Raw genomic sequence first — 12,186 nt, forward strand, 5'->3', positions numbered from 1 at the left:
ACCTAAGCAGTTAATCTTCTACTTCTGCAAATTTTCCAAGCACTCGAACATTCTCCGATATTGATACAAAAGCATGTTCGTCATATTTTTGAATAATATCCTTGAATTCCTGATATTCATACATTGTAATGACAGTCATGAGGACGGTCTGACTGGTATGTGTATAGCCACCTTCCGCGTCATGTAAAATGGTTACTCCATGTTTAAAACGATTCACTAATTTCTTTGTCAGTAATTCCGGATTTTTAGTTACAATCATTACTTGAAGACGTTTTTGTCTTGTAAAGATTGCATCTTGTACTCGAGAATTAACGAAAATAGCAATTAAACTATAGAGCATGTATTCCCAGCCAAAAAGAACTCCGGCTGTAAAAATAATCACACCATTGACCAGAAATGCCAAAGTTCCAACACTTCTTCCTGTTTTCTTACGCATATAGAGGCTGACGATATCAGTCCCTCCAGAAGAAATCCCAGATTTCATTGCATTCCCAACACCAAATCCCATAATTGCCCCACCAAAGACAGCATTAATAACTGGCTCATGAGTTAAGGGCGTCACTGGAATAAAATGGATGAAAACTGAACTCATAACAACTGTAATCACTGTATAAACGGTGAACTGTTTGCCTATTCCTCGCCAAGCAAGAATGAAAAGTGGCGCATTTACTAATATCAAAGAAGCAGAAATAGGTAAGATATTATGACCACTTATTCTGGCTACTAATTCAGTAACAACCTGAGCTGCCCCCGTCGCACCAGAAGCATACACATGTCCTGGCTGATAGAAAAAGTTCAATGCGAATGATGAGAAGACAGCATAAACAACTGCTGCCGAAAATTTATTTGCCATTTTTTCGGCGCCAATAGATTTTAAAACTTGATAAAGTCCAATTCTATCTAGAAGGCCGCCGAGAATTTTATTGATCTTTGTTTGCAAGTTTAATACTCAATTCTTCCAGTTGTTTTTCAGCAACTATGGATGGAGCCTGTGTCATTGGGTCAGAGGCTTTGTTATTTTTAGGGAAAGCAATTACTTCACGGATATTGTCTTTTCCAGCAAGCAACATTACGAAACGGTCAAGACCGAGCGCCAAACCGCCATGTGGTGGGAAACCATAATCAAGTGCTTCAAGCAAGAAACCAAATTGTTCGTTTGCATCTTCTAATTTAAAGCCAAGAGCGCTCAACATTTCTTCTTGAAGTTGGCGGGTATTAATTCTTAATGACCCTCCACCAAGTTCATAACCATTTAAAACAATATCATAAGCATGGGCACGAACTTTTTTCAAATCAGAATCTTTGCTATGTCCGTCAGCAGATAGAAAGGCTTGTGTTTCTTTCGTTGGTAAAGTAAATGGATGGTGAGCAGACATATAACGCTCTTCTTCATCTGACCACTCAAACATAGGCCAATCAATGACCCAAAGGAAATTGAACTGACGGAAATCAATCAATCCTTGTTGTTTACCAATCGTTAAACGAAGCGCACCAAGAGCTGAATTTGCTACATCAAGACTGTCAGCAACGAAGAGTACCAAGTCATTGTCAGTCAATTTCAATTCATTAACAAAGCTGTCAGTAGATTCTGCTAAGAATTTAGAAACGCCACCAGCAAATTCACCTTTTTCAAATTTAACCCAAGCAAGGCCTTTGGCCCCATTTTGTTTGGCTTGTTCTGTCAATTTATCAATTGCCTTACGAGAATATTTGTCAGCAGCATCTTTGACAACAATCGCTTTAACAACTTCTGCTTCTTGGAAAACTTTGAAATCAATTGTTTTAGCAAGTGCTGACAAGTCTGTCAGTAACAATTCAAAACGAGTATCAGGTTTGTCAGAACCATAAAAGTTCATGGCATCATCATATTTCATACGTGGGAAAGGTAAAGTGACATCAATTCCTTTCACATCTTTCATGACTTTAGCAATTAACTCTTCTGTCAAATCTTGAATCTCTTCTTCTGACAAAAATGATGTTTCTAAATCGACTTGTGTGAATTCTGGCTGACGGTCACCACGTAAATCTTCATCACGGAAACATTTAACAATTTGATAATAACGATCAAGTCCAGCAGTCATTAAAAGCTGTTTCATTAATTGTGGTGATTGTGGAAGAGCATAAAATTCACCTTTATTAACCCGAGATGGAACAAGATAATCACGCGCCCCTTCTGGTGTTGATTTATTTAAAAACGGTGTTTCAACATCAATGAATCCTGCTCCATCCAAATATTCACGAATTGAACGAGTCGTCGCATGACGCATTGTGATATTTTTAAGCATTTCTGGACGACGTAAATCAAGATAACGATATTTCAAACGAGTATCATCAAGAACTTCAACATCATCTTTAATTTCAAAAGGTGTTGTTTTAGAAGTAGACAAAATTTCGATGGCAGTCGCTTCAATTTCAATACCACCAGTTTTAATTTTGTCATTCTTGCTTGCGCGCTCAACAACTTTACCTGTCACTTCAAGAACAAATTCATTGCGTGCTTTATCAGCTGCTTCAGCCACATCAGCCGCTGCTGTTTCAGGATTGACAACGATTTGAACAATCCCTTCTCGGTCACGTAAATCAATGAAAATTAATCCACCAAGATTACGGCGTTTGGCTACCCAGCCTTTAACCGTAACCGTTTGATTTAAGTATTCTTCTGTAATATTTCCCGCGTAATTTGTACGTTTCATATAAATGTAAATTTTACTCTTCTAGTACACAAAGTAAAATTTTACTCCTCTTTCTTTTTATTATCTATAGTTTTTTTTCAGGTATGACACCACGAACACCACCGGTTGGATTCTTTACATCTCCCTGATGCCGCGGTATTAGATGAACATGACAATGAAAAACAGTTTGTCCAGCTGCTTTACCAACATTAATGCCAATATTGTAGGCCTCGGCATGAAATTTATCAGTTAAATTATCTTTTGATAAGTCTAAAAGTTCTTCAATTGCTTTTCTTTCAGCTTTGGTCATCTCAAAATATGAAGACACATGTCTTGTTTGACCTAATCAACATATGACCTTCACTGACTGGATAGGCGTCATAAAATGCCTGTGCCAATTCATTTTCAAAGATTGTATCTTTCATCTGACAAAATGGACAATCCGTCATCAATTCACCCCTGCTTTAAGTCACTTAAAGTTCTTCATCCGCATAAATCTCTTCAAAAATCGGTGCAAATGATTCATGAACAGCTTTAAGTGTTGTTTCTACTTGTTTACGTGTTTGATTATGTTTCACTTTGATTTGACCTGTGCGAATCTCATCTTCTCCAAGTGTAATAATCAACTCAGCACCCAATTTTTCAGCCGTTTTAAATTGCGCTCCAAGTTTTCGATTTGAGAAATCACGTTCGACTTTAAAGGCCTGTTCACGTAGGCTTTCAGCTAATTTTGTTGCTTCAAGATTTGCTTTTTCGCCCATTACAGCAATATAAACATCCAAAGTTTCTTCAGGAATGAAATTAATTTCTTGTTTTTGAGCAATCATCAAAAGTCTTTCAATTCCTAAACCAAAACCAAAGGCAGGAGTTGCTGGTCCGTCGAAATATTCAACTAACCCATCATAACGTCCACCACCACATACGGTCAAATCTTTGCCATCAAAATCAACAATAAATTCAAAAATTGTATCATTATAATAATCTAAACCACGAACCATATTTGGGTCAATAGTGTACTCAATATGTAAGGATTCAAGCAAGGCTTTCACTTCTTCAAAATAAGCCTTTGAAGCTTCATTGAGATAGTCTAAAATAGCTGGAGCATTTTTAACAATTGCAATATCTTCTGCTTCTTTACTATCCAAAACGCGTAAGGGATTTTCATTGAGACGACGACGGCTATCTTCTGAAAGTTGATTTTCAAAAGGAGTCAAATAATCAATCAATGCTTGACGGTAAGCCATGCGACTTTCCATATCTCCAAGTGTATTTAGAGCTAGTTTAAGACCAGTAATTCCTAACTGGCGGAAAAGTGTGTCAGCCATTGCAATAATTTCTACATCAACTGCTGGATTTTTCACTCCTAAACACTCTACACCAAATTGATGAAATTGACGTAAACGTCCTGATTGTGGACGTTCATAACGAAACATTGGTGCGTCATACCATAGCTTCACTGGTTTTACTACTTCAGGGGCATAGAGTTTATTCTCAATATAAGCCCGAACAGCTGAGGCAGTTCCTTCTGGACGAAGCGCAATATGACGTCCCCCTTTATCCTCAAAATCATACATTTCTTTGGTGACAATATCACTTGTTTCACCTGTTGCACGACTAAAAAGTTCATAGCTTTCAAACATTGGTGTCCGAATTTCTTTGAAATTATAATCATTGAAAACGCCACGAGCAATTTCTTCGATGTACTGCCATTTTGCAGTTTCAGCAGGCAGTAAATCTGCTGTTCCTTTTGGTTTTTGAAGTTTCATTTTTTTCCTTTCGGTTAACTGGGAGTAAAAATCTTTATGATTATTCATTGGGTTTGAACATTTATTTCAAAGATACCGTTTACATAAGAAAGCACCCTAAAGCTTCTCGCTCTAGGGTGCATCATTGCACGGTACCACCTAAATTTGCTCCTAGAAAATCAGAGCCTCAGATTGATTATAACGTTATCACCGATAAACACTGTCACAAACCCTATGAGCTTTCACCAACACTCACTCTCTTTTCTATTATTGTAACGCAAAAAGTGAGCCAAAGCAAGCAACTTTTGTAGGATTTAGAAAATATTTTAACTTCTATGATTCTTCTAAATTAAGAACATGGCGATTATAATATTTTTGAGCAAAATCACGACTATTAGGAACTTCTAAAAAGTCAAATAAGGCAATCACTCTAAGCATTTCTTTTTGACCTTCTATTTTTCCATTCCTATAATCCAAATAAGCCCTAGCAAATCGATAAAGTCCTTGGACATGTGTATCAAGTGCTCCTGCATAGTGATGAACCATTGATAATAAGTCACTTGCTTTTTGGGTTTCCCCTCTACTTATGAGTGTCATAGCACATCGCCCGGCAGTCTGTACAATACGACGACGATAAATTAATTTTCCATTATATTCTTTCTCATGTAAATTAATATCTGATATTATTGCATAAACTAAAGAGTAAGGGAGTTGTTGCCAAGCATTTAAAGCCAAAATTCCTAAACTATATTCAAGCCAAAGCTCGATTCCAAATAAAAAATCTCCAATTTCTGTTACTTCTTCTTCATTTAATATTTGATGACAAGCTTTAGCAGTTAATTCTAAGACACGGTAATCAGTGTATTGTCTGGTCAATCTTTCTTGCGAATGCAATTCAAGCCACTCATTGTTATAGTTCAAAGTTTCAAAATTTTCTTCAAGGATCTTAACTTTTATTTCTTGATTATTCGCATATTTGTGTGCTTCATATTGTAAGAATGAACTTTAGTCCTTTTTTCATAATTTTTTCCTCACTCTTTCTAATTGGATTATCCAATAAATATTAGTTTAGGTTACACAAATAATCATTTTGGTTGTTTATTTAAAATTGAAAACTATCTGTCTCTACTATTGCAGGAGTTTACTTGTTGCTAAATTTACAATCGAGTTTTATCTTTTTTATTTTCAAAATCATTATAACAGCTGATTTTTCGACTTCTTTTATTCGTGCCATATCTGGCACTCCAAATAAAAAAATCCAAGTATTTCTACTTGGATTTTTTTATTTTCTATTTGGAAATGATTAATCAGCATTTCTAAAAACTTGCATATTTTTAGCAAAATAGTCATAGCCACTATAAATGGTAAAGAAGACACAAACATAAAAGAGGATTGTTCCTATATACAAGGGATTTCCAATGAAAAGGAAAATGACGCTCAACATTTGTGTGGCAGTTTTGATTTTACCAGGCATTGCAGCCGCCATAACAACTCCACCTTGTTCAACCAATAAGAGGCGCAATCCTGTAACCGCAAGCTCACGGCAAATGATAATGGCAACAGCCCACATTGGAACAACATGAAGTCCAACTAGAACAACAAAGGCAACCATATTGAGCATTTTATCGGCCAAAGGGTCCGCAAATTTACCAAAATTGCTGACAACGTGCCATTTACGGGCGAGATATCCATCAAGCCAGTCAGTAAATGAGGCTACGGCAAATACAATTGCTGCGATAACCCACATCACTGAACTATGGTCTTGTGAAACAAAACCGTTAAAATGTGCACCTTCTGGTAAATAAAATAAAATCACAAAGATTGGAATCATAAAAATCCTTGCCATTGTCAATTGATTGGGTAATTTCTCTTTCATAGTTCTCCTTTTGCAGCTTAAAATAAGCCTCAGCTTTTATTTATTGAGCAGCTGAATTGCTTGTCGTTCGATTAATTTGTAAAGTAATTTTATTTGGTCCAGTTGTGGTTAGTGATGATAAATCAAGAGCTTTTCCATTAACCGTAATGGTAAGCCCTTCAACACTTCCAAGTGTAATTACTGAATTTTCTGCGCCTGTTGTCACTAAAGCAGACAGACTATTGGCTCCATCAGATAATGTTTGACCAGTTGCTGGAACATTGGAATTCGTCATGCCAACCCAAATTGTTCGTCCTGCTGCAACTGAAAAATCAACTTTTATCGGGTCAGAAATATTAGAAATTGTGGCAATCATTGCCGAACTTGAGCCTGAGATAGCAATTGTTGGTTCAGGTGCACTACTACTTGCTTTTGTACTACTTTCTGATGGTTTTGTAGAGCTTGTAGAAGACTTAGAAGTACTAACTTCACTCTTTGAATAAGAATAATCATTGGTTATTAAATCTGGTGTTTCTGGTTTATTCATAATTACCGCTGCAAAAACACCTACTACAATTAATAATGCCGCTGCTGATAAAGAAATAATTGGTACATAATGACGCCATGTTTTTGGTACTTCTTCCTCAGGTTCTACTCGCTCACTCGGTTTCACAAAATGATAATTTTCTAGGATGTCCTCTTTATCCTCAACTGTGATTCCTTTGCCTTCATCATAGGCTTGAATAATTCTATCTGCATTCAACCCCAATTTTTCTGCATATTGTTTGAGGTAAGCTTTAATGTAAAAGTCACCCGGTAGGGCTTTATAGTCATCTGTCTCCAGTGCTACGATATATAATTTTTGTACTTGAGTTAATTGTTCTGCTTCAGAAAGATCAAGTCCAAGCGATGTCCGCTTTTCTTTTAAGACTTGTCCGATTGTTTTGATTGTCAACATATCCTCCCTTCATTTTTGTACTGCACATCGATTGTTAATTATCACTGTTCTTTGTTTATTTTGGAGATTTTTACTATCTCGCCTTAGAAATTGCGCTGACAAAGTTTCACTGAAACTTTGAGCGACTTTTATTTTACTGACAGAAAGATTTTAATAGGCTTGAATTTCTGTCAAAGGATAGCCGTTGGGACTTTAGCCCCTTACGGATATGCTTAAATTTCTGTCAGTAGATTTTTAGCTTTCCTGTCTTACTGACAGAGGGATTTATTTAGGTAAAATTGTAAATTCTACTTTTTTCATCTCAGAAATAAATTGGTCAGCAAATTTTTCAATTTCTGACAGACTTAATTCTTTCAAAATTTCAGGGAAATCAAAGAAAGTTAAGTCACCATAAATTTCTGATGAAAATTGATTCGCAATATATTCAAGCGAATTTAATGAACTAAAATAATCTCCCAACATTTCTCTTTTAAGCAAGTCGAGATGTTCCTCACTAAAATCTCTATCTATTTTATAACTTTTTATGGCTTCTTGCAAAGTTTGACCTAAAATTTGCGGATTTTCTGTGTCAGCAGTCAACACTGCAAAATGAAATCTCTTGTCCAAATCAAAGGAGAAACCAAAGGAATCGTCGATTAGGCCTGAATTATAAAGCTCTTCATAGCGCTGACTGGTTCTACCAAAAAGCAAATCGAGAAAAAGTTGATTGGCTAATTTATATTTAAATAGGGTCTTTGAGTCACTTGAAAATTGGTCTTCACCGCGCAGACCCAAAGCAAATTTTGGCATGGCGACTTCAAGTTCCAAACTCTCTCCCGAAATTGGTTCGCTCGCTTTAATTTCTTTTCTTTGAATTTCTGATAGATCAGCAAAGTCTTTTTTAGCTTGATTACTTCTTACAAAGTCTGACATCATCTCAATATCAAAAGGACCTGTTAGGAACAAATTCATATTTTTAGGATGATAAAAAACTTCATAATTTTTATACAAATCATCTGCCGTAATGGCATTAATTGTCGCCGGTGTCCCAGCAATATCAGCTGCTAAAGGAGAATCAGGGTACATTTTTTCCAAAAGCCCTGCAAAAAGACGCCAATCGCTGTCATCTTGATACATTTGGATTTCTTGTTGAATAATTCCTTGTTCCTTTTCAACATTTTCTTTTGTAAAATAAGGTTTTTGGACAAAATCAAGTAAAAGTTCTGTACATTCATAATAATTTTCACGAGTAGAAAAAAGGTACGAAGTCCTTGAAAAACTTGTAAAAGCATTAGTTTGAGCTCCCAAAGCTCCAAACTTATACATGACATCACCCTCTTCTTTTTCAAAAAGTTTATGCTCTAAGAAATGGGCGATTCCTTCTGGAAAAGTCTGAAATTCACTTTCTCCCAATGGGACAAAACTTGTATCAAGTGAACCAAAATTTGTGGTGAACAAGCCGTAAGTTCGATTGTAATCTGCTTTTGGAAGATAATAAACGGTCAAGCCATTAGGCAAAATATCTGTAAATAATCTCTCACCTATTTTTTCATAAAACTTACTTTTCAAGGCTGACCTCCATTTTTTCCTGATTCACAATAAATCCTTTCATAAAGTATTCTGCCTGCAGATTTAATGATTTTGCAACGCTAATCAAATCGGCTTTTGAAACAGATTCGAGGGCCTTTAAAAATTCAGACATCGGTAAAAATTTATCTGGAATAAGTGCTTTTACATACTCTAACTCAATTGTATTTGACGGCGAATCCTGCCCCACAAAATAAGCATTTCGTAACATTGTTTTGGTTTGCTCAACTTCTAATTCTGTAAAATCTCCTGATTTTATGGCTTCTAATTGTTCAAAGATTAAACTTTTGGCTTCTTCATAATTTTCAACGTCAATTCCAGCTGCAATTTTTAGAAAACCTGTGAAAGAATCAAAAGTTGAAGAAATTGAATAGGCTAAACTTGCTTTTTCCCGAACATTGGTAAAGAGTTTTGAATGAGCAAAACCTCCCAAAAGTCCATTCATCACTTGCAAAGCAAGGTAGTTTTTGTCTCCATAAGCAATTGGCATTTGATAAGCGAATTGCAAAATAGATTGAGCCACCTCTTTTTCATCTGTCACTACTGAGCTTTCTGTCAGTGATTGTTGATAAAAAATTTCTTTACTGACAGCTCTGTCAGTAAAATTGAAGTCTGAGAATCGTTCAATCATTCGTTTTTCATCTACATCACCTAAGACAAAGATATCAATGGCATTGTCTGTCAGCATTTTTTGATAATATTCAAAAACGGCTTTTGGATTTTCTTTGGCAATCAATTCGCTCGTTCCAACACTTGGTAATGCTTGATTCTCATCTTCAAAGAATAAATTGGCCAACTGACGACTGGCATAATAAGAACGGTCATCATTCATTGAGGCCAAATAATGCAATAAATTTCTTTGCTCTCTTTTGAAAATTTCGGGATTAAATTGACCATTAGCAGCATCGGGTTGAAAAATTGCAATTTTCAAGAAATCGACTGCTGCTCCCAAAGTATCAAAATCAACAAGTTTAGGATTTACGATACTCATATTAAGAGAAAGTAAATGTTGTTTCCCTTTTTTAGCCACTCCTGTCGTAAACGAAGCGCCATACAGTTCAGATAATTTGCGACTAAAATCTTTTCCGGTTTGATAAACCGCATTAGTGCTTTCGAGCATATTAGAAATAAGGACACGTTTTCCAAGGGTGTCAGCTGACATTTCTTCACGAAAACGAACCATTAGTCTTACTGTTTTAAATTTGCTTTCTTTAATGAGATGAAGCATCACTCCATCTGCCATTTTAATTTCTGTCAATTGACTATCACTTTCCTATTTTATCAAGCTTTTTCTAGTTATTAAGGCAACCTTTATTATACCAAAAACTGAAGCAATTTTGTGAGATTTCCTAACGAAAATGACGAATAATTTTTATCTTAAAGCTTCCTTATTTTATTCAATAAATTTCTAAATTTCCAATGAACTAAATTTCAGATTTATGTTAAAATAAGACTATGAAAAAATACATTTTATTTGAAGAATATATCACACTCGGACAAGTTTTGAAAGAACTTGGATTAATTTCAACAGGAGGTCAAGCAAAAATTTTCCTTGCTGAAAACGAAGGAAATATTTTCTATAATGGCGAAGCTGAAAATCGTCGTGGCAAAAAACTCCGTGACGGAGATTTATTAGAATTTCCAACTTTTGATTTAAAAGTTACTTTTGAACAAGCTGACGCCGATGCGATTAAAGAACATGAAGCAGAAAAAGCTGAAGAAGCGCGTGTTAAAGCTATTGTGAAAAAAATGAACGCGGAAAACAAGACGACAAAACCAGCTAAAAAAACTCCGCCACGTTTTCCTGGTAGAAAATAATGAAACTCAAAGCAATTGAACTCAAAAATTTTCGTAATTATGAGGAATTAAAACTTGATTTTCATCCTAATCTCAATATTTTTTTAGGACAAAATGCTCAAGGGAAAACAAATATTCTTGAGGCGATTCATTTTTTAGCACTCACTCGTAGTCACAGAACAAGTCATGATAAAGAGCTCATTTCTTGGTCGCAACAAGAAATGAAAGTCTCAGGAGTTGTTGAAAAAGCTCATGCAACTGTTCCACTTGAAGTTCAATTAAGTCCCAAAGGGAGAATTGCTAAAGCCAATCATCTCAAAGAAAATCGCTTAGCCGACTACATTGGTCAACTAAAAATCTTGATGTTTGCACCTGAAAATTTGGAATTGGTCAAAGGTTCTCCAGCTACTCGCAGAAAATTTATGGATATTGAACTCGGACAAATCCATGCGGTTTACCTTTATGATTCCATGCGATATAATCGTGCGTTAAAAGAACGGAATGCTTATTTAAAATTTGATAAAGACAAAATTGATAAAAATTTTTTAAGTGTTCTTGACGGACAATTAGCTGAACATGGTAATAAAATCATGCTTGAGCGGCAAAATTTTATTGATAAACTTGAAGTTCATGCAAAAAAAATCCATGAGCAACTTACTCATGGTAAAGAAAATTTAAAAATCATTTATAATCAAAATGTGAAAACTGACTTTTCAAAAGAATTATTGAGCAGACAAGACCATGATATTTTTAGGCATCAAACATCGGTAGGCCCTCATCGTGACGATTTACAATTTTTTATCAATGAGATCAATGTTGCTGATTTTGGTAGTCAAGGACAACAACGAACCGTTGCTCTCTCAATTAAATTAGCAGAAATTGATTTAATTTTTGAAGAGACTGGTGAGTATCCGATTTTACTTTTAGATGATGTCATGAGTGAATTAGACAATCATCGTCAACTTGATTTGATTGAAACAAGTTTGGGTAAAACACAAACTTTTATAACTACAACTACTCTTGATCATCTCAAAAATTTGCCTGAGAATCTGAGTATTTTCCATGTTAATGCTGGAACCATTGAACAAGAGCAATAAAAAAATTACTGATGAAACTACTAGCATATCTGTAAATTACTAAAGCAGTAACAGCTATCCTATGACAGAAATTCATCAGTAACTTTTTTACTTTCTGTCAGTAAAAATTTCCTTAGCAACAAAGATAGCATTTAAAACTCTTGGAAAACCGACATAAGGAACACAGTGAATAAAAGTTTCAATAATTTCTTCTTGCGTTAGTCCAACATTTAATGAAGCTTGAATATGCACGCGCAATTGATTTTCACAGCCTCCTTGAGTCAACAAACTGGTGATAGTAATCATTTCACGCTGTTTAAAATTGAGAACTCCTCGCTCATAAATCGTTCCAAAAGCGAATTCTAGCATCAGATCATTCAAGTCTGGTGCAAGATCTTTGAGTGAATCAAAAACAACTTCAGCAGCTGCTCCGTCAATTTTCACTAAATTTTTTAAACCAATTTCTTTTTTATTCATTTTATTTACCAGCTTTCTATGATAAAATCATTATAAGCCC

General features: G+C 35.3%; 11 protein-coding genes and 1 pseudogene. 2 read left to right on the forward strand and 10 right to left on the reverse strand.

Going from position 1 to position 12,186, the window contains the following annotated elements; translation table 11 throughout:
- Positions 1 to 10: 10 nt before the first annotated feature.
- The 9 genes and pseudogenes from AB6B24_RS08670 to AB6B24_RS08710 all read right to left on the reverse strand — a co-directional run bounded on the left by AB6B24_RS08670 (position 11) and on the right by AB6B24_RS08710 (position 10,054).
- A complete protein-coding gene (locus AB6B24_RS08670; protein WP_029344429.1) occupies positions 11 to 940 on the reverse strand; it encodes a YitT family protein in 930 nt (309 codons plus the stop codon).
- Positions 921 to 2,693 (reverse strand): aspartate--tRNA ligase, encoded by a 1,773-nt coding sequence (aspS, locus tag AB6B24_RS08675; RefSeq protein ID WP_015427083.1) that lies wholly within the window; start codon positions 2,691 to 2,693, stop codon positions 921 to 923. Before aspS ends, AB6B24_RS08670 begins: the two co-directional genes overlap by 20 nt.
- 64 nt (positions 2,694 to 2,757) lie before the next feature.
- Positions 2,758 to 3,121, reverse strand: a pseudogene (locus AB6B24_RS08680) (HIT family protein).
- A 24-nt stretch (positions 3,122 to 3,145) separates the two neighbouring features.
- Complete coding sequence (hisS, locus tag AB6B24_RS08685; RefSeq protein WP_012898483.1) at positions 3,146 to 4,438, reverse strand: histidine--tRNA ligase; 1,293 nt, start codon at positions 4,436 to 4,438, stop codon at positions 3,146 to 3,148.
- A gap of 312 nt (positions 4,439 to 4,750) precedes the next feature.
- Positions 4,751 to 5,374: a hypothetical protein gene (locus tag AB6B24_RS08690; protein ID WP_311805832.1), complete on the reverse strand. Its 624-nt coding sequence runs from the start codon at positions 5,372 to 5,374 to the stop codon at positions 4,751 to 4,753.
- 346 nt (positions 5,375 to 5,720) lie between these two features.
- Positions 5,721 to 6,293 (reverse strand): CDP-diacylglycerol--glycerol-3-phosphate 3-phosphatidyltransferase, encoded by a 573-nt coding sequence (gene pgsA / locus AB6B24_RS08695; RefSeq protein ID WP_012898490.1) that lies wholly within the window; start codon positions 6,291 to 6,293, stop codon positions 5,721 to 5,723.
- A 40-nt stretch (positions 6,294 to 6,333) separates the two neighbouring features.
- Entirely contained in the window at positions 6,334 to 7,230 is an 897-nt protein-coding gene (locus AB6B24_RS08700) for a helix-turn-helix domain-containing protein (RefSeq protein WP_311805738.1), read from the reverse strand.
- 264 nt (positions 7,231 to 7,494) lie between these two features.
- Positions 7,495 to 8,778 carry a M16 family metallopeptidase gene (locus tag AB6B24_RS08705; RefSeq protein WP_369164490.1) on the reverse strand — a complete coding sequence of 428 codons (1,284 nt, stop codon included), beginning with the start codon at positions 8,776 to 8,778 and terminating at the stop codon, positions 7,495 to 7,497.
- Positions 8,768 to 10,054, reverse strand: a complete 1,287-nt coding sequence (locus AB6B24_RS08710) for a pitrilysin family protein (RefSeq protein ID WP_311804213.1) — start codon at positions 10,052 to 10,054, stop codon at positions 8,768 to 8,770. Before AB6B24_RS08710 ends, AB6B24_RS08705 begins: the two co-directional genes overlap by 11 nt.
- A 197-nt stretch (positions 10,055 to 10,251) precedes the next feature.
- On the opposite strand from AB6B24_RS08710, the gene yaaA reads away from it, so the two are divergent.
- Both yaaA and recF read left to right on the forward strand, forming a co-directional pair.
- Positions 10,252 to 10,614: a S4 domain-containing protein YaaA gene (gene yaaA / locus AB6B24_RS08715; RefSeq protein WP_021469185.1), complete on the forward strand. Its 363-nt coding sequence runs from the start codon at positions 10,252 to 10,254 to the stop codon at positions 10,612 to 10,614.
- Entirely contained in the window at positions 10,614 to 11,690 is a 1,077-nt protein-coding gene (gene recF / locus AB6B24_RS08720; RefSeq protein ID WP_010906242.1) for a DNA replication/repair protein RecF, read from the forward strand. Before yaaA ends, recF begins: the two co-directional genes overlap by 1 nt.
- 87 nt (positions 11,691 to 11,777) lie before the next feature.
- On the opposite strand, the gene AB6B24_RS08725 is transcribed toward recF, so the two are convergent.
- Positions 11,778 to 12,146, reverse strand: a complete 369-nt coding sequence (locus AB6B24_RS08725) for a carboxymuconolactone decarboxylase family protein (protein ID WP_195935848.1) — start codon at positions 12,144 to 12,146, stop codon at positions 11,778 to 11,780.
- Positions 12,147 to 12,186 lie beyond the last annotated feature (40 nt).

This window comes from Lactococcus sp. AK05 (genome assembly GCF_041026685.1).
In the GTDB taxonomy this organism is placed as follows: Bacteria; Bacillota; Bacilli; order Lactobacillales; family Streptococcaceae; genus Lactococcus; species Lactococcus lactis.